Origin of the sequence: Bacteroides sp. RTP21281st1_H5_RTP21281_210402, assembly GCF_040918965.1 — a bacterium.
Classification (GTDB): Bacteria; Bacteroidota; Bacteroidia; order Bacteroidales; family Bacteroidaceae; genus Bacteroides; species Bacteroides congonensis.
The window spans coordinates 22,045-43,039 of record NZ_JBCOWR010000015.1 but is presented as its reverse complement, the minus strand read 5'-3'; the positions used below and the strand labels follow the sequence as shown (position 1 = coordinate 43,039).

19 protein-coding genes are annotated in these 20,995 nt (G+C 46.6%); 13 read left to right on the top strand and 6 right to left on the bottom strand.

Annotated features, from left to right (window positions below):
• Nucleotides 1-630: 630 nt before the first annotated feature.
• The 11 genes from AB5443_RS19565 to AB5443_RS19515 all read left to right on the top strand — a co-directional run bounded on the left by AB5443_RS19565 (nt 631) and on the right by AB5443_RS19515 (nt 9,343).
• Entirely contained in the window at nt 631-2,436 is a 1,806-nt protein-coding gene (locus AB5443_RS19565) for a DUF3945 domain-containing protein (RefSeq protein WP_368114195.1), read from the top strand.
• Between the two features lie 46 nt (nt 2,437-2,482).
• Nucleotides 2,483-2,758, top strand: a complete 276-nt coding sequence (locus tag AB5443_RS19560) for a DUF4099 domain-containing protein (protein ID WP_004323215.1) — start codon at nt 2,483-2,485, stop codon at nt 2,756-2,758.
• A gap of 94 nt (nt 2,759-2,852) precedes the next feature.
• Nucleotides 2,853-4,613: a DNA topoisomerase gene (locus tag AB5443_RS19555; RefSeq protein WP_004323216.1), complete on the top strand. Its 1,761-nt coding sequence runs from the start codon at nt 2,853-2,855 to the stop codon at nt 4,611-4,613.
• A 22-nt stretch (nt 4,614-4,635) separates the two neighbouring features.
• The gene (locus AB5443_RS19550) at nt 4,636-4,806 is read left to right on the top strand and encodes a hypothetical protein (protein WP_215708346.1); all 171 of its coding nucleotides are present in this window, start codon (nt 4,636-4,638) and stop codon (nt 4,804-4,806) included.
• Nucleotides 4,807-4,897: 91 nt separating this feature from the next.
• The gene (locus AB5443_RS19545) at nt 4,898-5,110 is read left to right on the top strand and encodes a hypothetical protein (protein ID WP_118220183.1); all 213 of its coding nucleotides are present in this window, start codon (nt 4,898-4,900) and stop codon (nt 5,108-5,110) included.
• 20 nt (nt 5,111-5,130) lie between these two features.
• Nucleotides 5,131-5,340: a hypothetical protein gene (locus AB5443_RS19540; RefSeq protein WP_004323219.1), complete on the top strand. Its 210-nt coding sequence runs from the start codon at nt 5,131-5,133 to the stop codon at nt 5,338-5,340.
• A gap of 18 nt (nt 5,341-5,358) precedes the next feature.
• Complete coding sequence (locus AB5443_RS19535; protein WP_368114194.1) at nt 5,359-6,441, top strand: PRTRC system protein E; 1,083 nt, start codon at nt 5,359-5,361, stop codon at nt 6,439-6,441.
• A gap of 21 nt (nt 6,442-6,462) precedes the next feature.
• The gene (locus AB5443_RS19530; protein WP_004323222.1) at nt 6,463-6,684 is read left to right on the top strand and encodes a PRTRC system protein C; all 222 of its coding nucleotides are present in this window, start codon (nt 6,463-6,465) and stop codon (nt 6,682-6,684) included.
• Nucleotides 6,685-6,728: 44 nt separating this feature from the next.
• Nucleotides 6,729-7,835, top strand: a complete 1,107-nt coding sequence (locus AB5443_RS19525; RefSeq protein ID WP_368114193.1) for a hypothetical protein — start codon at nt 6,729-6,731, stop codon at nt 7,833-7,835.
• A 12-nt stretch (nt 7,836-7,847) separates the two neighbouring features.
• The gene (locus tag AB5443_RS19520) at nt 7,848-8,549 is read left to right on the top strand and encodes a prokaryotic E2 ligase family D protein (RefSeq protein WP_368114192.1); all 702 of its coding nucleotides are present in this window, start codon (nt 7,848-7,850) and stop codon (nt 8,547-8,549) included.
• A complete protein-coding gene (locus AB5443_RS19515) occupies nt 8,546-9,343 on the top strand; it encodes a PRTRC system ThiF family protein (RefSeq protein ID WP_368114191.1) in 798 nt (265 codons plus the stop codon). The genes AB5443_RS19520 and AB5443_RS19515 overlap by 4 nt, the downstream gene beginning before the upstream one ends.
• A gap of 97 nt (nt 9,344-9,440) precedes the next feature.
• Here AB5443_RS19515 and AB5443_RS19510 read toward each other — a convergent pair whose 3' ends face one another.
• Together AB5443_RS19510 and AB5443_RS19505 are read right to left on the bottom strand one after the other, a co-directional pair.
• Nucleotides 9,441-10,142 (bottom strand): NYN domain-containing protein, encoded by a 702-nt coding sequence (locus AB5443_RS19510; RefSeq protein ID WP_368114190.1) that lies wholly within the window; start codon nt 10,140-10,142, stop codon nt 9,441-9,443.
• A 57-nt stretch (nt 10,143-10,199) separates the two neighbouring features.
• Nucleotides 10,200-10,493, bottom strand: coding sequence for a helix-turn-helix domain-containing protein (locus AB5443_RS19505; protein ID WP_004323231.1), 294 nt, complete (start codon nt 10,491-10,493; stop codon nt 10,200-10,202).
• A gap of 347 nt (nt 10,494-10,840) precedes the next feature.
• On the opposite strand from AB5443_RS19505, the gene AB5443_RS19500 reads away from it, so the two are divergent.
• Complete coding sequence (locus AB5443_RS19500) at nt 10,841-11,128, top strand: helix-turn-helix domain-containing protein (protein ID WP_011108428.1); 288 nt, start codon at nt 10,841-10,843, stop codon at nt 11,126-11,128.
• A 10-nt stretch (nt 11,129-11,138) separates the two neighbouring features.
• The gene (locus tag AB5443_RS19495; RefSeq protein WP_004323236.1) at nt 11,139-11,432 is read left to right on the top strand and encodes a helix-turn-helix domain-containing protein; all 294 of its coding nucleotides are present in this window, start codon (nt 11,139-11,141) and stop codon (nt 11,430-11,432) included.
• Between the two features lie 388 nt (nt 11,433-11,820).
• Here the strand turns inward: AB5443_RS19495 and AB5443_RS19490 are convergent, their stop codons facing one another.
• Genes AB5443_RS19490 through AB5443_RS19475 form a run of 4 tightly spaced genes read right to left on the bottom strand, consistent with a single transcriptional unit; the run spans nt 11,821 to nt 20,969 of the window.
• Nucleotides 11,821-13,881 carry a SusF/SusE family outer membrane protein gene (locus AB5443_RS19490; protein WP_368114189.1) on the bottom strand — a complete coding sequence of 687 codons (2,061 nt, stop codon included), beginning with the start codon at nt 13,879-13,881 and terminating at the stop codon, nt 11,821-11,823.
• 57 nt (nt 13,882-13,938) lie between these two features.
• Complete coding sequence (locus AB5443_RS19485) at nt 13,939-15,120, bottom strand: metallophosphoesterase (protein ID WP_368114188.1); 1,182 nt, start codon at nt 15,118-15,120, stop codon at nt 13,939-13,941.
• A gap of 16 nt (nt 15,121-15,136) precedes the next feature.
• Entirely contained in the window at nt 15,137-18,286 is a 3,150-nt protein-coding gene (locus AB5443_RS19480; RefSeq protein WP_368114187.1) for a glycoside hydrolase family 3 N-terminal domain-containing protein, read from the bottom strand.
• Between the two features lie 19 nt (nt 18,287-18,305).
• Complete coding sequence (locus AB5443_RS19475; RefSeq protein ID WP_008651528.1) at nt 18,306-20,969, bottom strand: RagB/SusD family nutrient uptake outer membrane protein; 2,664 nt, start codon at nt 20,967-20,969, stop codon at nt 18,306-18,308.
• Nucleotides 20,970-20,995 lie beyond the last annotated feature (26 nt).

Below are 20,995 nucleotides of genomic sequence, written 5' to 3'. Positions count from 1 at the left end.
TTTTATAGTCAACCTCCACAAGAATACGACATAATAGTCTATTAATGCATAAGTATGTAAACACCTTTTTATCTTACTAGTTTTAATCATATAATAAAAATAACACAGTTATTTCCTATAATAAAGATAAATCAAAAACGTCTTGTCTCCACGTTCCGGCTTACGTTTTTCAAAGAAGTTTTCTTCGCGACTTCGTCGGAGAAAATTCCTTTGAAAAAAACGTTCCGACCACGTTTTTGATTTAATGAAAGGATTATAGGGACTAACTGCGACCGACGTGACGCATAGATCACATTTCCACCATTCCCTTTCTTTTTACCAACATCTCTACAATATTACACAAACGACACAGTTCCCACAGTAAATTCATAATTAAAGAAAAACTGTCCCCAATAAAGACAGGGACTCCTGCTCTCTCTGTTCTACATAAATTTCTCTCACCTTATTAACCGGCTTGTATATTTTTTTCTTCCTTATTCCCTTTTTCCACCATCATCTTTTCCCTTTGATTGACATCTGCTGACATCTAACGACACGTGATGTCACCATTTTGAGAATCAGCATTTTATTCAATTTCAGCCATTATTTTTGAGCTGTCAAACGAAAACATTAATCTCAAAATGATGGATCATGGCACAAGAAAAAGAAGTGAAAGAAAAACCGAAGCGGACACGTAAAACGCAGAAATCCGCCAAAGAAAAGCCCTATGTGGAACAAATCAACGAACTACTGTTTGTCCACAACAAGGAGGACCCCAAAGCCGGTGTGCAAGCCGTCAGCGAAATTGACGGAGAAGGAAAAGCTCAAACGGTTCCTGCCGAAGAAAAGAACGAAAACTCCTTTCTGAAATTCGAGAAAAACTCCAGTATCCTCGAAAACTTCATCAGGAACTTCTGGAGCCAGCTCAAGGAACCTACACATTTCCGGCTCATACGAATGACCGTCCATGATTACAAGCAGAATAAGCAGGCAATCAGGGATTTGTCACAAGGCAAGGAAACGGACGCAGTAAAAGAGTTCCTCAAACGCTACGAAATCCGACCAAGAGAAAACAAGGAACAGAGTAAGAACGAAAAAGAAACAGAAACAATGGCAAAGAAACAAAAAACAAACCCACAGGAACAGGCACCACAACCGACAGTTTCAACAGAACAGCCGCAGGAACAGCAGGCACCACGCTACCGTTATGACGAGAACATGGTAAACTGGGACGCACTGGAAAAGATGGGCGTCTCCAAAACTTCCCTCGAACAACAGGGACTGCTGGATTCCATGCTGAAAGGATACAAAACCAACAAACTGGTTCCCCTGACACTGACGCTGACAGGTGCCAGGGTCAAACTGGACGCACGCCTCTCATTCATCACCATGCCGGACGGGCAGATCGGTCTGGGTATCCACGGCATCCGCAAGGAACCGGAGCTGGAAAGGCCCTATTTCGGGCACATCTTCACGGAAGAGGACAAGAAGAACCTCCGTGAGACAGGAAACATGGGACGCGTGGCGGAACTGAACTTGAACGGGGGTTCCTATACACCCTGTCTCATCTCCATTGACAAGAATACCAACGAGCTGGTTGCCGTACGGCAGGAAAACGTGTACATACCAAGTGAAGTGAAAGGCATCAGACTGACAGCGGATGAAATAAACGCGCTGAAGGAAGGACAACCGGTATATGTGGACGGAATGACCTCAAAAAACGGAAAGCCGTTCGACGCCACACTCCAATACAGCGCGGAACGCAGAGGACTGGAATTCATCTATCCGGAAAGCAAGGGGTTCAACCAGCAGAGCCTGGGAGGCGTACAACTTTCACCCAACCAGATCAAAATGCTCAGCGAAGGACATACCATCCTTGTAGAGGATATGAAACGCACCGACGGAGCGCTGTTCTCCTCTTTCGTCACGCTGGACAAGGTGACCGGCCGACCGCAATATACACGACATAATCCGGAGAACGGGGAAATATACATCCCGAAGGAAATCTGCAACGTGCTACTGACTCCCGAGGACAAGGAGGCGCTGCGCAAGGGACAACCCGTCTTCCTTGAAAACATGATCAACCGCAAGGGGGAAGAGTTCTCCTCCTTCGTCAAACTGGACATGAATACGGGCAGGCCGCAATACTCACGTACACCGGACGGTTTCAGCGAGCGCCAGGTGCCGGTCGTTCCGGCGGAAGTATACGGGCATGTATTCACGGCACAGGAACGGGCCAACCTGCAGGACGGAAAAGCCATACTCGTATCGGACCTGAAAAGCGCCAACAACAAGACATTCAGTTCCTACCTGAAAGTGAACGCAAATTCCGGACAGCTGCAATACTTCCAGGAAAATCCCGACATACGCCGCAATACGGCCCGGCGTGCCGCACAGGTGGACGACACGCAAAACCGGCAGCAGGAACAGAAAAAAGGAAGCAGACAGGCCGTATAAAAAGAATACAAAAAAGAATCATTAACCATTCATCAGAAAAAAAGACATGAATCAGAATGACAACCGGATATTCAGAAAGGAAGACCTTGACTGGAAAGAACTGGAGACCATCGGTATCCACAAAGAAGAACTGGAAAAAAGCGGGGACATGGAACTGCTCCTGCAAGGGGAGGAAACGGAAACCGTCCCATTGAAAATCCGCACTTCCGCACTCCGCTTAACAATGGACGCCACCCTCAGGATCACGGTGGGGACGGACGGAAAGCCGGTAATGGAAATCAACGGGATCAGTCCCGAAGCGGAAAGCGAAGCCGGCGGATAATCCCTGCCCCATACAGACAGAATCAAAAGTATACACAATTTCCCCGTACCGGTTTTATTGCGAAGGTACGGGGAACATCAAATGGAAAAAGAACATGATTGCGATATTGACAGACAAGCCCAATGTGGGAAAAGAGATAGCAAGAATTCTGGGAGCACATACCAGAGAGGACGGATACATGAGCGGGAACGGGTACATGGTGACATGGACCTTCGGCAACATGCTTTCGCTGGCCATGCCGAAGGATTACGGGATGGACCGCCCGGAACGCGGGGACTTCCCGATAAATCCCGCCCCCTTCAGACTGATGGTAAAACACATCAAGACCGATACGGGATGGATACCGGACATCAACGCAGTCCTCCAGCTGAAAGTGATCGAGAAAGTATTCGCCGCCTGCGAGAGCATTATTGCGGCCACCGACGCCTCCCGGGAGGGAGAAATGGTGTTCAGGTACCTTTACCAGTATTTGGAATGCAGGAAACCCTACCGTCGTCTATGGAACTCGTCACTTACGGACGAAGCCGTGCTGGAGGAAATGGGCAACCTCAGGCCCGGCAGCCTGTATGACCGCATGTTTCTGGCAGCGGACAGCCGCAACAAGGCGGACTGGGTACTGGGACTCAACGCCAGCTATGCCCTCTGCCAGGCGACCGGAACGGGAAACAACTCACTGGGACGGGTGCAGACGCCCGTACTGGCAGCCATAAGCAGCCGTTACCGTGAACGTGAGAACCACATTGCCACGGACACCTTTCCGGTTTTTATCAGCCTGTGCAAAAATAACACCCTGCTCAAAATGCGCTGTACGGAAGAATTCACAGACCGGGAGGCGGCTGCACGGCTTTACAGTGACTGCAAACTGGCCGGACATGCACGCGTCACCGCTGTCAGCAGACAGGTCAGGGAGATAGAGCCTCCAGCCCTCTACAACCTGACCGAACTCCAGAAAGACGCCAACAACTATTACGGAATGACTGCCGGAAAATCGCTTGAAATCGCACAGAAACTTTATGAGAAGAAACTGATTTCCTATCCGCGAACTGCCGGACGTTTCCTTCCACGGGACGTTTACGACAAACTGCCCCGTATCATGGAGAAAATCCTGAACAGGAAGGAATTCCGACCGTATGTCAGAAGCATGGGGATCAACATATTCGACCTGCCGGACAAGGTAGTCGACGAAGGACAAGCGGCGGAACACCACGCCATCATCATTACCGATACATATCCGGAAGGATTAAACCGGGAGGAGATGCAACTTTACATGATGATTATCGGACGGATGCTGGAAGCCTTCATGCCCGTATGCAGGGCGGAATACACCACTGTGGATGCCGTATGTGCCGCACGAAATTTCCGGTGTCATGCCTGCCGCATCATTGAAAAGGGATGGTTCGGCATATTCGAAAGGGAAAGCGTCATTGCAGGAAGGGAATACGGCTTCTCCCCCATCCCACAACTGGAAAACGGGGAGACGGCCGCTGTTACCGGATGCAGCCTGATACACAGGAAGGACCTGCCCGTATCCGCATATACCGACGCGGAACTGATCACCTACATGGACACTGCCGGACTGGGAACGGCGGCCACGCGTACAGGAATCCTGCAGACCCTGATTGACCGCAAATATGTACGTTATTCAGGCAAATACATCATCCCCACACGAAAGGGACTTTACATATATGAGACGGTACGGAACATGAAAATAGCGGGAGCCGCACTGACTTCGGGGTGGGAGGCGCAACTGGCACGAATGGAAAGAGGAAAACTTACACAGGAAGAATTCATGAAGGGGGTACTCAAACTCTCGGGAGAGGTAACGGAAGATATCTTCCGGAAATGTGAAAGATAGAAGCTATATATAGGAACGGGAAATGCAGGCTGAAAAGTCTGCATTTTTTATTTATCAGACATCTGTTATGCCGCTTTTAGGCGGCAAAGGTACCGGATTACCCCGTATTCGTGTCAAGGCAGCCCTGCGGGCCGGTCGGCTGAAAGAAAATCATCCTCGCTGTGCTCCGGTATTTTCTTTCGCCAAGCCTTGACACAAAAGGGCAATCCGGGAAACGAAGGCCTGTAAAATCGGGAAAACAGATCCCGAAGAGATAATCATACACTCATAAAAACAACAAGGACATGAAACAGAAATCCATCGCAAGCATCTGCAAGCCGGCGGTCACACTGCTGGCAGCCGCAGTAATAATCCTGCTATGCCGTAAAGGCATAATTCCGGTACATACCATCCTGTTACTGACAATGGCGGAAGGCATAATCCGTATTTTGCTAAAACTCCTCCCGTTCCTGGCGACAATTCTCACCATTCTGATCCTTATCGGAATGTTATTATAAACCCTTAAACTACAAATGAAATGGAAACAAGAAAATTCACCCCGTCAGCTCCGGTCGCACCCGCACTGTGGCCGACAACGCGAAGCATCAGGCCTGCAAAGAGAAGATTTCCCAATACGGTTGATGAGCCCAGAAATATCGGGTATTATCTCAAGCCACTGCTTGACATCACGAAGCGACCGGACAGAGACGAAATTCTGAAGACATATCTCAAGGAAACCTATGTATAACAATAAAAAACAACCATTATGTTTTTCCAATCAATTTATCAGATGATGTCGGCAGGCACAGACCTGAACATCAACATCAGGAGAACGGACGGAAAACTGTCCGTAGCGGTAATGCCCAGACGTACAACACTCAAGGATGAAGCTGGACAGGCCATCGTGCCGCTCATACTCAACGGTACCCCCATGGAACTGGACGGACAATTCCTGCAGATCATCACCACACCGCTGCAGAAAGCGCAGGGAATCCTCACCAACCTTGAAACCTTCGAGCAACAGGCACGGCTCGCCGCAACACAAGGCAAGGCGGCCGGAACCACCAACGACAAGAAGACAAAAGAGGCACGTGAAAAACAGGAAAAGATGGAAAAACTCCTCAAACGTGCGGAGGAGGCGTTCACGGCAGGAAGATACTCGGAAGCGACAACCTGCTTCAGGCAGGCCAAGGTACTCGCAGATACGGACAGGCAGAAACAGATAGAGGCAAGGATACAGGAAGTGCAGAAGGAGTCGTCACAGGGCTGCCTGTTTCCTGAAATGGACACACAGCCGCTTCCACAACAGCCGCCCGCAAACGGTACGGCGAACGGTAACCGACCTGACGGACAAATGCGGATGTTCACGTCACAACCGCCACAACAGCCTGTACAGCAGGCAATCCCGCAACCGGTACAACAACCGGTGCCCCGGCCGCAGATAGTACAGCCGCAGCCCGTACCACAATATTATCCGGGAACACCGCAACCACAGCCAATGTACGAAGGATACTGCCGGAATCCCGCAAACGGCAGTCCGCAACAAACAGCGGAACAGCCCCAAACATACTTCCTCCAGCCCGGCGGACAGTCCCCCCAGGCACAACCATGGCAACAGCCGCAACCCGTCCCCCTGCAGCCGCAGGCAACCGTCATACAGACAACCCGGGAAAATACGGGCAGGGAATACCAGTCACCGCCACAACCGGCCGCAGAAGCGCTCACTTTTGACAAGGACGATGAAAGTGACAGGGAACTGTTGCGTGCAGACCCGTATGCGGAATACATAGACTTCCCGCAGGAATGCCGCATGAAGGACGAGACACAGGCGGAGCTTATATGTTGTTAAACCATTAAAACTTTAAATAATATGGCACTTGATATCAAAGGACTCAAAAGAGTATTCATCCTGAAAAAAGGAAATGACACCCTGACACTGGAAGATCCGGACAGCAGAATGTCCCTTTCCGAAGTGACGGACTTCTATTCCATGAACTATCCGGAACTGACCACGGCAACCCTGCACGGGCCGGAACTCGAAGAGGACCGCGCGGTATACCGGTTCAAAACCACCATAGGAACGAAAGGATAAGCCATAGCAAAGAAAACAAACCCTAAGAAAAAGGAGGAGACAACATGCAGACAGTTATCGGAACTACAAACGGAAGACCTGGCACGACTTATTATCAGCGAGGCCGGATGCACAGACATCAGCCGGGGAACCGGCAGCAGAAAGAAAAGAAGGCTGCCGCCGGCAGGAACCGTAATGATTTTCTAACGGGGAGAATTCTCCCCGTTACCCCCGATTACTGTATGGAGATCCGCGCGGGAGAGAAAATCAATCTTACGACAAGGGAGAATTTTTATTTCCTGTACCGATCGGCACTCAGATACAGCGCACTTGTCGGCCTCAGGCTTCCTTTCCGTCCGACCGGGAAATCACCGAGGATGAACATCGTCAAACTGTACCGGGCAATGGACACCATGCTCCCGGAGCATGTCAATCTGGAAGAGGAGAACGGAAAGTTGTACTTCTGCCTCTACCGGTTCCATGAGTGGCCGGAGTATAAACTGTTCTGGATACCGCTGGAATTCACGGAGAGACTGCCGGAGAAACTCGGAAAGATAGCACTGGAATTTATCCGGCAGCTCGCCCGGCACCATGGCATACCCAAAAGCACGGATACCAGCTACTACGAAATGGCACACGATTACCTGGAAGACTACAGGCTCTACGACGAAGAGGCGACGGCAGGAGAGATCAGACGCAAGGCCGCACTTGCCAGACTGTATGAAAAAGGGAAGGCGCACCGTATACTGGAGAGAATGGGCAATTCAAAGGGATTTCTTGCGGACCTGGAGGGGGAAATACGGAAATATCATACGAAGAAGAACAATGAGCGGGCATTGCTGGAACTGCTCACGGAAGGTACGGCATACATTTCACACGGCAGCCCGAGCATCATGCAATACTCCTACGACTGGGCATACGAGGAGGCAGCAGATTTCAGGCCGGTGGGACTGGATACGCAGATAATGGTCACCTGGTCGGTAAAGGACGCCATGAACGACGAAATGGAAAGCTATTTCAACTCGGACTATCAGGAATCATATGTGATCACACCCGTCACGACATTCCACCTGACACCGGACACGGAAAAGCCTTTCTCCATGGAGGACTTTCCGGAGCGGTTCTCCCAATGGCTCACACGCTTTATCAAACTCATTACAAACAACTTCTAATAAAACAGGAAAATGAATGAACTGACAAAACAGATGCAGCAAATCATGCATCCCAAAGCGGTACTTGTCGCCTATGAATGCGAAACGACAGATTACTCAACCCCGCGAAGTTATCTCGAACTCAGGCCCGTCAATGAAAAAGGACGGATGGGGGCCGGCATTCCGGTAACCTATGAGTTCATGAACTCACTGGTGGAATCATACACGGAAAGCATGAGCGGAATCCCGCACGGACGCATCCCCGGGAACATGCTCCTGTGCGACCCCAGAAAAGGGCGCGAAAGGTACATATGGTACAATCCGCCGCAGAAGAGAAAAATGTACTTCCAGGACGGGCTGCACATTACAGACGGGACATTCAACGTGCCGGGCATCATCTACGTGGTGGAACGGGAATGCATGGACATACACGCCTTCAAGGGAGCAATCCCCGAAGAGCGGACAGAACTGTATCTGGCGCCGTTCTTCAATGTAACCGGGGCGAACGTCTGCCTGGGCAGCTCGTCAGTAAAAAAACCGCAGGACATGAATTTTCATGAATTTCAGGAATACTGGGAAAAGCGTTTCTGGATGAGCGAGTTCTCACATTTGGGAGGCGGCAGGAACCCGACCCGCAGCAATCTGGTGTCAGTAACGGAACATGCACGGAACAATCCGTTTGATTACAGCGAGTTACAACAATCCAGGAAGAAACTTAAAGACATACTGACATGAAAAAGATTCATTATACGGACAGCTACCTGCTGAAACCCTACCATCCCGTCACCATCCATGTTGCGGGTGCAGGGGGCACGGGATCACAGGTCATAACCAACCTGGCACGCATGAACGTCGCGTTGCAGGCACTGGGACATCCGGGACTGCACGTCACCGTATTCGATCCCGACATTATCACGGAAGCCAACATAGGACGCCAGCTCTTCAGTGAGACGGAGCTGGGGCAAGGCAAGGCGACAGCGGCCGTCACACGCGTCAACCGTTTTTTCGGAACAACATGGACGGCGGAAAACTGCCGCTATCCCGTACGGAAAACACAGGAAAACGGGGATGACAGGACAAGACCGGCGAATATCATCATCACCTGCACCGACAATACCCGCTCACGACTGGAACTGTGGAGATTCCTGAAAAAATACAGGGAGACCTCCGCAAACAATGAAAGGGCGGTTTATTACTGGATGGATTTCGGGAATGCGCAAACCACCGGGCAAGTCTTCATAGGTACTGTCCGCAACAAGATACGGCAGCCGGCATCAAAAGAATTCATGCCGGTACCCGGAATGAATGTCATCACCGAGGAGGTGAACTATTCCACAATAGAAGAGAAGGACTCCGGACCGAGCTGCTCACTGGCGGAAGCACTGGAAAGACAGGACCTGTACATCAACTCCATACTGGCACAAGTCGGCTGTGACATCCTATGGAGGATGTTCAAGGAAGGAAGAACCCTGTACCGGGGAGCATATATCAATCTGGACACACTCCGGGTTAATCCGATACCGGTATAAGCCATGTGAAACAGACAGCCGCCCTTGCCGCCAACAGTTGCTGCGGCAAGGGAAGCATCGGTATTTTTTTTCAATCCGTATAAAACCGGAACCGGATTCAGGACTTAATCCGCACTAATCCGGCAACACCCTTTCCTGTTTTAACCAGTTCGTATTTCTCAAGCCTTTCATACAATTTGCCGAGCGTCCTGCAGCCATACCTTTTCACTTTGAATTTGGGCATCAGCTTCTTCAGCGCACCTCCAATCAAAGACAGGCTAACCTCCGCCTTACCGTCAGCAGCCTGTTCAAAAGCCTTGTCAAAGTATTCCATATCTCTTTGAATAAAAAATTCAGGTGTATTTTCCTGAAAAGGCTTCTCCTCCTTCCGGTCAGCCAACAGAAACCCAGTACAGGAACGTACCAGTGCCACCGGAGTCTTTCCCTCCCCGTAACCGAGGACCGTCAGACCACTCTCCCTGATACGTTGTGCCAGCAGGGTATAATCCCCGTCACTGGCGACCAGACAAAAACAACCGACCCGCCCCTCATGAAGGATGTCCATCGCATCCATAACCAACGCGATATCCGTCGTATTCTTTCCCGGCACAAAAGAGGAAGCCTGCACCATCCTGAACGAATAATCCCTTGCCGCATCCTTCCAACCGGAAAGGGATTTTTTAGTCCAGTCACCATATATACGTCTCACAACGGCAGCACCATAGCGGGATACGAACCGCATCACATCTTCCATCTTCTCGGAAGAAGCATTATCGCCGTCAATCAAAACCGCGACAGACAAATCTTTTTCTTTTTTCATACCGAATCCTTAAGCTGCAAAAATATAACAGGTTCCCGCAAATATAAATAATTGATCCTATTTTTTCTTTCCCCTATGCCGCAAAAAATCCTGTATTTCCGAACTACGATAAAAATTCTTCCCGTTCTCGTCCGTCTGGTAGTAGCGGATAAGCCCCTTTTCACGGTAACGGGCAATGGTCCGTTGCGTCACGCCCAGAAGTTGCGCAAGGTCACAGTTATCCAGCAAGGTGTCGCCGTCCAGGCAGTCTTTCAGGCGGTTCATACGGTCAAGTTTCTTTTCAAGGCGATTAAAACCTTCCACCATAGTCATGATCATTTTCTCAAGTACCTCATTATCTATATACATCATGGCATATCCTCCATTGTTTTAAAAAGTGATTACCTGAATACTCTTCCTGTGCGCACTACAAGAGTATATTACACTATAATGAAAATTACATGCCGGATTCAAAAAAACGAATCCATCTTTTTACATAACATTCTAATTCACAAAGAAATATAAAATAAAAAATTACAAAAAGCACTGTAAAATGTAATCCCGGATGTTGTAAAGTCCGGGTACAATTTGTAAATACGACTTACAATTTGACCAGCTATCCGTGAAATCTGACGACATCTGCTGACACCTGTAGTCAGAGACTTGGAGACAAACATGCCGGCAGTATACCTTTACATCGGACAAAAAATCAAAAGCTTATGGAAGTGATCAGTATCGAAGCCGCAACATTTGAAGAAATGAAGCAGGCGTTAAGCTCAATCATCCGGGATATCCGGACAGGAAGAGGAATACGGCAGGAGGAAAGACTGACGGAATGGATGGACAATCAGGAAGCATGCATTATGATGGATATCTCTCCAAGGAAGTTGCTTACTTTGCGCAGCACGGGAAAAATCCCGTACAGCAGGATAGACAGGAAAATCTATTACCGGAAAAAAGACATCGTCACATACATGGAAGGAGTGTTACAAAAAGGAAACAATTAAACAAAGAAATATGGCACATGACTTACTGACAAGGGAAAGTCCGGAAATTATCCGGTTCTTTCAGGACATTGGACACATCACTGAACTCTTAAGAAGCGAACCGGACAGATACAGACCTGTCCTGAACGGTGACAGGTACATCACCGAAGCTGAACTGTCCGAATCACTGAAGATAACACGCCGGACACTGGTTGAACACAGGACAACCGGGCTTATCCCCTATTACCGGCTGGGAGGCAGGATACTTTATAAAGAGAAGGATATTATAAAACTGCTGGATGAAAACAGGCTGGAAGCTTTTTAAAAGCCGGCAATATAGAAGAGAACGTCTTCGGAAATTTTCCTAAAGACGTTCTCTTCATATATATGCCATTCATTCCAGCATAAATGAATACATTATAAAGTTTTCCTGATGCACCACTTTGAAGAAAAGCAATAAGCTGTAAAATCCTGATTTCCAAACGAAATTTGGATTTTTTGTTTCTTGATGGAACGCAAAAACGGTAGAACAGGAACCGGAACGCAACAGGAAGCTGCATGAGATATCCGGAAAATTGATGAACCGGGTAGAAAATAGCTAAAACGTAAAAAACGCTAATCATAGAATGAAAAAAATTACAGTTGTTTGCCAGATAAAAGGAAATCCGGCAAACAACTGTTAGAAAATGAATATAATATTGAAGCAGATCAGGCTAAGGAACTACTATCGTTCCTTTCGCTGCCCTGAAATCAAGAGTTATTATAGTATTGGCAGCCCATACATAATCTTTGTTCGGTTCATCCATGCCCTCTTTACGCAAATAGATTTCAAGAGTCTCCGGATTAACAGCATATTCGCGTTTCCAAGCACCAAATGAAGGATTAAGATTATCAAAAGCAGGAATATAAGGATGTATTCTGAAACGTCCTCCATTAGGTAAAGTAACAGAGAATGTTTTCCCGTCGCTACTTTCCGTAAAAGGCAAGATCTTTTCGTTGTTTCCTCCGGCTGCCGTTCCATACCCATAGATTACAGGCTTTTGGATGGAGATGGTCTTCGAACCTAAATCAACGAAAATGATATAAGTACCACTCTGGGGGATAACCACCAGCCCTTCGTCAGAGATTTCGAAGCCCACATTATTAGTCAGTCCGGTAAACTCTCCGTCACCAAATATCTTGGATGTAGAGAAACGAAGTTTAGTTCCGGCATTGAAATAATTAATATGTATCCATCGGTCGGCACTGTTCCAAACCTTATCTAATGAGATAACCCCATCCGAGCCCCAATTCATGTTTCCAAATTCATCGCCAACCATGTAAATAGCTTTCGCTGTTGAGGGGACATCACTCGGAGAGGCAAAAGTTACAGCGATTTTACCTTTATCTTGGGAGAAATCAAGCTCTATTGGTATATTAGAAGTAACAGGAACCGATTCCAGTACAGCACCTACACCACGATAATAGATTTGTCCATTATAGATGTTGAATTCCATACTGTTCCAGTCTCTATTGTTATAGTCGGAAGTTGCATACATCTGAAGGTTACCTTTTGTAGTAGTGACAGCAGAGAATTTCTGCCCGGAAAGCTCGAACGATACTTCCTGTCCGTCAAAGCACTCACCTATTCCATAGACGACAGGTTTCTCAAAAGCTATGAGATTACGGTTCATATCTACATATACCAAATACAGGCCGCTTGTTTCTACCGTCGCTCTTCCGTTACTGCCTACAACATAATTGACATTTGTACCCAAAGAGGCAAAACTTTCCGCATCAGATTTTTCCGATGCCCATTTGATTCCCTGACCAGCATTGAAATACTTGATAGTCCAGAATGCACCATTGCCAAGCTGTCCCACAGGGGCCATCTCTACCACATTTGTCGAATTCCAATTCCAGTTTCCAAATTCATCTCCAATCATATATAGTTTCTCCGGATACCCCTCCGGTTCGGGTTCTATGATCTCATTGCCCGTCATCTTCGCAAAGAATTTTCCTGTCAAGACTTCATATTGAAGCGTTACTTTATACTCACCTTTGTTTTTAAGATTGAGCTGCACTTGCGACTGGTTGGTTAGTTCGGCATATTCTTCAGTTAAAACATTCATTTTTATACTTCCTCCCGTTCCGGTGTACATAGAAGAGAATGTATATTTCTCCGTATCTGTTTCCTTCACATCAAAAGATGTATTATCGGTATAATTAAACGAAAACTCTGCCGGTAATATCACTTCTAACTCGCCACTGGACACCCAGGTAGCCACATGGTTAATATGGTCGTAAGACGGTTTTTGAAGAAAGAGTTCGTTTTCACCGTCTTCTGTCAGTTCGAATTTACTCGTCAAACGGAAATTGAATGGAACAATATTAACCTGTTTCAATAAAGGATTCACAATTAGCTGATACAATCCATCTTCCATTACTCTGAAACCGCCGGTTCCAGGAGCCAAAGAATAAGTTGACACCTCACTGTTGTCGTTTTGCAAAAGCGCTCCCTGCCCATAATAAACTGGTTGCCCATCCGGTCCGACTAAAGAGATATAAAAATCTCCGCTGGATGTCAGCCATGTGTTCAATGCGACCAAAGTGCCCTCTTTTATCACATTCATTTTACCATTGATTGCCTCTACCGAGAATTGGGACGCACTCCCCGTCAGATAGATACCTTCGGGAACATTGATTTCCCGTTCATAGTGTATCCCGTCGTCGGCACAACGACAGAAAATAAATGGCAACGAAAATACAAATAATAATTTTATTATAGTTTTCATCTTCATGATTACATTAAATTATAAATAACTATACTATTGGAATCTAATGGTATTTGACTAAAATTTCACATCAAACTGATGTTGCTTCTTGTCTTTTCCATTCGCTCCTACCACATCAATCACCATTTTTCCATCTTTTATCTTACAAAGCAGATAGCTGTTATTATCATTGACAAGGATGGGAAAGTTGGCTTTATCGGATTCTGATTCACGGAAATAATATTTATGAGTGTGTCCGGATAACATCAGATCAATTCCAGCCGTATTTAAAACGGGCAACAAGGTTTGCTGCAAATGATAGTTTCCATGCCAGTTGCCTATCGTCGGCGGGATGTGCAGGAATGCGATCCGAAGGGATGATTGCTTAAAATCGTTTTCTTCCACCACACTCCGCAACCATAGGGTTTCTTCTTCTCGGTAATTGTCATAGTCGGCAATACCGGCATACTCCAAATCCGAATCCGGCTTATCTTCACCGGAATCAAGAACAAGAAAACAAACCTTACCTATGTTGAAACGATAATAAAAAGTTCCGGTAGACGTAGGAAAATACTTTATCAACGCATCGGAATAAACTCCACGTGTTTCATGGTTTCCCCGATTGAAAACAATAGGCACTTCGGACGCAAACAATTCGACACAAGCATCAATATAATCTTTACATATCTGCTCCTGCCCCTCTACCCATGACGACATATCTCCATTAAGCAAAACGAAATCAAGAGATTTGAAATCTACTTCCCGACACAGAGACTTCATATAGTCACTCCGCCCGTGAATATCATTTAATACCAGAAAGGAAATTTCTTTCTTCCGGTCGTCGAAAGTTCTGAATCTGAAAGGTTCTTGCTTGTATACATTTGAAGCAGCAATCAATCCATAAGTTACCCAGTCACTCGAAGGCCAGGAGACAACTTCTCTCGAAAAAATCCGGTATCTGTATTCCCTGCCGGGTTCCAAATGTTTGATGCGTACACGGTGGATTGTATCATTGGCCCGCTTACGTCCGGACTCCGTATCGTAATATCGCGGACGTTCCTTCCCATAGAAATGATCTTCACCGGCAGGCGCCACTTCCACCCACGAAAGAGCAGGTTTGTTTGTAGTCCATACCACTGTCACGCCGTCGGTACTCATATCACACAGGTAAGGACCGTGTGTGATCTTTATACTGTCACCGTCATGTGCAGAAAGCCGAGCGGCAAAGATGACAAAAAATACAATTATCCAATTTCTCATAGAACGGTTCCTCCTTCTAATTTATTAGTTTGACCGATATGGTTTGTAAATCATTACTGTTGCAGCCGGTCATAATTTCAAATTCACCGGGTTCTACCACATAGTTCATGGCAGCATCATAAAAGCCTAAAGCTAAAGGAGAAATGTCAAACTGAACGGTCTTTGACTCCCCCGCTTTCAGGAATATTTTCTTGAATGCCTTCAACTCCTTTACCGGACGCACAACAGAAGCAACTTTATCATTCACATACAGTTGCACAGTCTCTTCGCCATCTCTGTCTCCGGTATTGGTTACTGTCACCGAAACGGAGATGGTCTCCTGTCGCGTATATTCTTTTTGGGTGCTCTGCGGAACTGAATAACTGAATGTGGTATAACTCAAACCGTAACCAAAAGGATAGAGCGGAGCATTCGGAACATCGATATGCCGGGTGGTTGAGGAATGGGGCATATCTCCCGGACGTCCGGATTTCTTATAGTTATAGTAAACCGGTACTTGTCCCTCTACCCGTGGAAAAGAAATGGTCAATCTTCCGGAAGGATTATAATCACCGAACAGTATATCAGCAATAGCGGTTCCTGCAGAAGTACCTAAAAACCAGGTTTCGAGAATGGCCGATACGTTCTTGTCCACCCATTCGATAGACAGCGGACGCCCATTCATCAATACGACGACAACGGGTTTCCCTGTGGCAACCAGTTCTTTTATCAATTCTTCCTGCACACCCGGCAAATCCAGTTGGGCACGGCTTCTCGATTCGCCACTCATCAAAGCTTTTTCACCGACAACGGCAATCACCATATCACTTTTGGAAGCCAATTTCACTGCTTCTTTGAATCCTGACTTATCTTCTCCGTCAAAATCGCAACCACGGGCATATCCAACTTTCGTTTTGTTACCGCCGATTTTGTTCTTTATGCCCTGCAATACAGTCGTCACATGGCGATCTTCCCCTCTTGCTCTCCACGAGCCCAGCAGTTCGGTCTGATTATCGGCCAGCGGACCTACCACGGCAATGGAACGGACATTTTTTGCCAGCGGTAATGTATGATTGTCATTCTTCAACAGGACAGCCGATTTATGAGCCATGTCCAGTGCTGCATCCAGAAATTCTTTTTTCATGATTGTCTGCGATTCGTATTCTTCATTACAGAATTTATATGGATCAACAAACAGTCCCAAAGCATATTTGATATGCAGAATCCGACTGACGGAATTGTCGACATCTTCCATACTGATTTTACCGGCTTCTATCAGTTCTTTCATGTATTTATTATAGAGCCCATCTGTCATATCCATGTCGATGCCGGAATTGAAAGCCAGACGGGTAGCGTCTTTATCGTCTTCCGCCACTCCCTGCGCCACCAGCTGCTTCACTGCTTCCCAATCGCTTACCACAAAACCATTGAAATTCCATTGCCCTCTCAATAAGTCTTTGAGCAGGAACGGATGTGCGGACGCAGGAATACCATTTATATCATTGAAAGCACTCATAAAAGTAAGTACTCCCGCATCAATGCAAGCCTTAAAAGGAGGTAGATAAGTATCAAACAAAGTCCGTTCCGACATATCCACCGGAGCATAATCTCTTCCCGCCTGGGGAAGTCCGTAAGCTACCCAATGCTTTGCACATGCCAATACTGAATTATTCTCCCAAAGATTCCACTGAAAACCATTCACTCTTGCTTTGGCTATTTCACTTCCCAGGTAGGTGTCTTCTCCTGCTCCTTCCACTACCCTGCCCCAACGGGCGTCTCTTGCGATGTCGACCATAGGAGCGAACGTCCAATGTAGTCCGGCTGCCGAGGATTCAATCGCAGCAATCTTGGCAGCTCGTTCGATCGCTGCTAAATCCCAACTACACGATTCCGCCAAAGGAGTCGGAAAGATTGTCTTATATCCATGAATCACGTCCATCCCAAAAAGAATCGGTATCTTTATCCGGGAATAACGCATATTCTTTTCCTGCAAATCACGCAATGTCTTTGCACCGGATATATTCAAAACAGAACCTACAAGTCCGCGTGCTATCAATGAATCGCTCAAATATTCTGATTCAGGACCGGTTAGAAGGGTACGGCCTACGTATTGGGATAACTGGCCGATCTTCTCTTCCACAGTCATCCGTGAGAGCAAATCTTTAACAAATGAATCCGCTTCCGGAGTATGAGGTAGTTTACTATTTCCGACGATCCGGGTATGCGGATCGCGAACATAAACTCTTATCCAATCAATATCGAAATCAAATTGCTGCAATTCCTCCACAGGATAGCCGACATCCAACTTGTCAAATGCTCCTACCTGCCCGGTGATAGCAATATCCCAAACTCTGTCCAGCCGATTCTCTTTACGAGCCTTAGTGATAAAATCAGTATATGCATCCCCCAACTGTGTACGGGTATGTATCTGGTAATTGACTTTATTATCTATCAGAAACGTAATGATGGCATGATTGTTATCAACAGGATCGGGATCTATCTGAACCGCATATACATGGAAATTATCTCCCGGCTTATCGTCTCCGATTTCAGTATATCGTATCTGACCTTTGGGTAGATTGATTCCCAACTTTTGCGTTTCCGAATTGAACAAATGCAAGGTTTGATTCGCTTTGGCCGGATAAGGATTTTCCCCGAAAGCTTTGGTAAAAAACTCCAGTATATCTATTTCGGCTACTCCAGCTCCTTTATAATGCCTCAACCAAAGTGCATTCCAAAGCCCATATAGATATGGGACTTTGGCTTTGATCTCTATGCGGCAGAAAAGAGGATAATATTTCTCCGTATCGGAATCTCTGCTGGACAGCGCTCCCGACCACCATCCGGTCTTGCTCTTCACACTGGGATGAACGGGACTGGGCGCATCTTTACTTTTGAATGAGCGAATTCGACAAATCTTCTCTCCTGTAGGAAGGGTTTCGATAAAGACCTGCTCCGGACGGTATGTCTGAAGCATGGCTTTATTTTCCTGATTATAGGTGGGTCGCCCCACTTTTTGGGAACCATATATTCCCCAATACCGGGAGTCAATCACATCTCCGTTAAACTCGTCTCCATCGTAATAAATCCATCCGGGAGGGGTTTCTGATGAAGGAGGAATAACGGTTTGGGCTTTCACCACCCCGATACAGCAAAATATGATTATTAGAATCTTTATTTTCAACATGATATTTCTTTTTAATGATTTACCAACCCGGATTCTGTTTCCAGTTCTTCAACTGCAGAATCTCACTTTCAGGTATGGGATACCAATACATTTTAGAATCAAACACTCTCTTTTCTACCACAGCACGGGAATAATCAAACTTCTCGACGGGATATTCCGGCTTTTCAGGAATCTCTGGTTCTGTTTCATCCCGGGTAAATACACGTACCCAATCTACATCCATCGAAACGTTTCTCAAATTGGCATTCCTGTCTTCGGGATAGCCGATACCATTTTCATTCTTTCCTCCGATTTGTCCGGTTATCGCAATGTCCCAGGTTCGCTTTTCTCTTCCCTCCGCTATTGCTTTGGTTATAAATGTATTATATCTGTCATCATAGTCAATCGTCTTGAATGTATTGGTTACTTTACCATCCAACAGGTAGCTGATGATAGCATGCTTATCCGGAGAAACCGGGTCCGGATCTACCTGAACGCCATACGTATGGAAGTCTGCTCCCGGATCAAAATCAAGCACTGTATGTCGTCCGTACCCATTCACGTTGATTCCCAGATTGCCTGTTTTATTATCATGCAAATGTAAAGCCTGGCTAAGCCGGCGGGGTGAAGCCGTATTCTCAAATTCCTTGACGAAAAACTCTTCGATGTCAAGTTCCGCAACACTGGCTCCTGCATAATGACGACACCACGGTCCCATCCATATACCATATATATAAGGTATTTTTGCACGAATCTCAATGCGGGAATGCAGAGGGTAATATTTCCCCTGATAACCATATTTGTCGGTATCCCGGCTGGACAAAGCTCCCGACCACCATCCTTCTCTCGTACTGGCAGTGCTTAATGTCGGAGCCGGTGGATTGTCGTCCTTGGTGGCTGCTATCCGGGCAAAGCTCAATCCGCCACTCCCTTTCTCAATCGTAATCTGTTTTTTACGATAAGTCTGGATATTTCCGGTGGGTTGTCCATACTGGGAGTTTCCTACCGGAGTGTCGCTTCCATACTGTCCCCAATATGAGTTGTTTATGACCAAATCATTGAATTCGTCTCCATCGTAATAATGCCATCCTTCCGGAACTTCGTTAGCCGGTATTACGGAATTCCGGGTAACAGCTCTTCGAGCCTGATTCTTACGGGTGATTTCAAGACCTAGCAAATCTCCTCCGAGTGTTTCTTGCGCAATCTTCCACCGTCTTACATCCCACGAACGATGCTCCTCAAATGCCAGTTCGACACGACGTTCACGCCGGATACGCTCACGCATTTCGTCCTGCGTCAATCCGGAAGGCAGATTCGGTTGTCCGGCACGGCTGCGCACTCGATTGACGTATTCTGCTATATCCGCATTTTCGGGATCGTATTCGTTCAAGGCTTCCGCATAATTCAGGTAAATCTCCGCTAAACGAAACAACGGCCAGATATGTCCCTGACTTCCTCCGCCGGTTTGGATATTCACATCTTCATTGAGGTATTTTTTCAGATAGAATCCGGTTTTGGTTGCATTGGTAACGCCCAGACCGTCTTTTCCACCGTCCCAATTCTCTACCGCCGTGCTTTTCCAAACGGAATCATTCAGCAGAATGGTAGCATTCAACCTGTCATCCCGGTAGAATTGCGGACGAACGGCATTTTCCTCATTCTCCCAACTAAAATAGCTGCCATCTTTCATTTCATAAGAGTCTACCAGATTCAACGAAGGATTGATGCCGCCTACCCCACCATAACTGACAGGAAAGTTGTATTTTTCAAAGTCGGAACTGTTTCCGTAACGACGCATCAGAATAAACTCGGAATTCTGAAAGTTATTCTTGAATAAAGTGGCATAACTGCCATACAACGAATATATGCCCAGATCAATTACGTCTTTCGCAGCCTGTGCCGCAGCTTTCCATTTCTCCATATCGGAAGGAAGATCGCTTTCCGAAAAATTCTGCCAGTCCAGATACAAGGGACTGGCCGCATACAATAAAACTCTGCTTTTCAAAGCCAATGCGGCTCCCTTCGTTGCACGTCCCAAATCCGAATCGATTCCTCGTCCCGGAGTTAAATCGAGCACTTCGGCTACCTTATCACATTCGCTGGAGATGAATGAGATGCAATCGTCCATAGACGGGCGTGGAGTCTCCGAATAATCCGCATTGACGGATAGTGTAGAAGTAATCACAGGTACAGGTCCGAAACGTTTCACCAGCTCGAAATGGAAAAACGCTCTTAAAAAACGGGCCTCATATTTCCATGTTTTCAAGTCATTCAGACGGTTCTGATATTCATTCTGATTATCCGGATCGAGTCTGTATTTATCCAGATTCACTCTGTCTACATTTTCTATAAATTCATTCGCTATGCGAATTCCTGCGTAATACTTATTCCACAAATCATCCGGATTGGACCTTGAATTCCAGGCTCCGGTGTTGAAGTGCTGGATGTTGCAGGAGGCATTAGCATGTTCGGCATCATCGGTAGCGGCATCCAACATAGCTTCGGAACCGATACGGTTGAAACCATCAGGCAGATACCGATAAGCATTGACTAGAAATTTGCTTGTACGTTCATAGGAAGTAAAGGTCATCTCGTTGTCGATAAACGAATCATACTCTCTGTCCAGATAATCACTGCATCCGGACAATATGCTGATAGCAGCAAGAGCATTCAATATGATAGATAAACCTATTGGGTATTTCATAATTATTATATTTTTGTTCTTACCTA

What these genes read in the sequence shown, in the direction of transcription:
- AB5443_RS19475 (WP_008651528.1), bottom strand. Translation starts at nt 20,969, where the DNA reads ATGAAATACCCAATAGGTTTATCTATCATATTGAATGCTCTTGCTGCT.
- AB5443_RS19520 (WP_368114192.1), top strand. Translation starts at nt 7,848, where the DNA reads ATGAATGAACTGACAAAACAGATGCAGCAAATCATGCATCCCAAAGCG.
- AB5443_RS19505 (WP_004323231.1), bottom strand. Translation starts at nt 10,493, where the DNA reads ATGATGTATATAGATAATGAGGTACTTGAGAAAATGATCATGACTATG.
- AB5443_RS19560 (WP_004323215.1), top strand. Translation starts at nt 2,483, where the DNA reads ATGAATCAGAATGACAACCGGATATTCAGAAAGGAAGACCTTGACTGG.
- AB5443_RS19510 (WP_368114190.1), bottom strand. Translation starts at nt 10,142, where the DNA reads ATGAAAAAAGAAAAAGATTTGTCTGTCGCGGTTTTGATTGACGGCGAT.
- AB5443_RS19565 (WP_368114195.1), top strand. Translation starts at nt 631, where the DNA reads ATGGCACAAGAAAAAGAAGTGAAAGAAAAACCGAAGCGGACACGTAAA.
- AB5443_RS19525 (WP_368114193.1), top strand. Translation starts at nt 6,729, where the DNA reads ATGCAGACAGTTATCGGAACTACAAACGGAAGACCTGGCACGACTTAT.
- AB5443_RS19490 (WP_368114189.1), bottom strand. Translation starts at nt 13,881, where the DNA reads ATGAAAACTATAATAAAATTATTATTTGTATTTTCGTTGCCATTTATT.
- AB5443_RS19550 (WP_215708346.1), top strand. Translation starts at nt 4,636, where the DNA reads ATGCAGGCTGAAAAGTCTGCATTTTTTATTTATCAGACATCTGTTATG.
- AB5443_RS19515 (WP_368114191.1), top strand. Translation starts at nt 8,546, where the DNA reads ATGAAAAAGATTCATTATACGGACAGCTACCTGCTGAAACCCTACCAT.
- AB5443_RS19555 (WP_004323216.1), top strand. Translation starts at nt 2,853, where the DNA reads ATGATTGCGATATTGACAGACAAGCCCAATGTGGGAAAAGAGATAGCA.
- AB5443_RS19495 (WP_004323236.1), top strand. Translation starts at nt 11,139, where the DNA reads ATGGCACATGACTTACTGACAAGGGAAAGTCCGGAAATTATCCGGTTC.
- AB5443_RS19480 (WP_368114187.1), bottom strand. Translation starts at nt 18,286, where the DNA reads ATGTTGAAAATAAAGATTCTAATAATCATATTTTGCTGTATCGGGGTG.
- AB5443_RS19500 (WP_011108428.1), top strand. Translation starts at nt 10,841, where the DNA reads ATGGAAGTGATCAGTATCGAAGCCGCAACATTTGAAGAAATGAAGCAG.
- AB5443_RS19545 (WP_118220183.1), top strand. Translation starts at nt 4,898, where the DNA reads ATGAAACAGAAATCCATCGCAAGCATCTGCAAGCCGGCGGTCACACTG.
- AB5443_RS19540 (WP_004323219.1), top strand. Translation starts at nt 5,131, where the DNA reads ATGGAAACAAGAAAATTCACCCCGTCAGCTCCGGTCGCACCCGCACTG.
- AB5443_RS19530 (WP_004323222.1), top strand. Translation starts at nt 6,463, where the DNA reads ATGGCACTTGATATCAAAGGACTCAAAAGAGTATTCATCCTGAAAAAA.
- AB5443_RS19535 (WP_368114194.1), top strand. Translation starts at nt 5,359, where the DNA reads ATGTTTTTCCAATCAATTTATCAGATGATGTCGGCAGGCACAGACCTG.
- AB5443_RS19485 (WP_368114188.1), bottom strand. Translation starts at nt 15,120, where the DNA reads ATGAGAAATTGGATAATTGTATTTTTTGTCATCTTTGCCGCTCGGCTT.